At 45.5% G+C, this 393-nt stretch carries 1 protein-coding gene; it reads right to left on the bottom strand.

All coding sequences use genetic code 11. The annotated features are described in order from the left end of the window. On the bottom strand, window positions 1–363 hold a 363-nt coding region (locus OO258_RS27375), incomplete at its 3' end, for an immunoglobulin heavy chain variable domain-containing protein (RefSeq protein WP_266035041.1). Window positions 364–393: the final 30 nt, after the last annotated feature.

Raw genomic sequence — 393 nt, 5'->3', positions numbered from 1 at the left:
AGAAGAGACAGTGACCAAAGTACCTTGACCCCAGTAAGCGAACCAAGCCTTGTACAAACCCATCAACCATGGTCTAGCACAGTAATAGACAGCAGAGTCTTCGGAGGTCAAAGAGGATAATTGCATGTAAGCAGTAGATGAGGATTTGTCAACGGTTAAAGTAGCCTTAGACTTGAACTTTTCATTATAGTTAGTGTGACCGTCAGATGGATTGATCCAACCAATCCATTCCAAACCTTGTCTTTGCTTAACCCAGTGCATCGCGTAGTTAGTGAATGTGTAACCGGAAGCCTTACAAGACAATTTGACGGAAGCACCTGGCTTGACCAATTCGGTACCAGATTCTTGTAATTGAACTTGCATATGGCTAGCCGACCCTCCGCCGACCCTCCG

The organism is Pseudomonas sp. DCB_BI, assembly GCF_026240995.1.
Lineage (GTDB): Bacteria > Pseudomonadota > Gammaproteobacteria > Pseudomonadales > Pseudomonadaceae > Aquipseudomonas.
The sequence above is the reverse complement of the archived record's forward strand: the minus strand, read 5'-3'. Positions and strand labels throughout refer to the sequence as shown.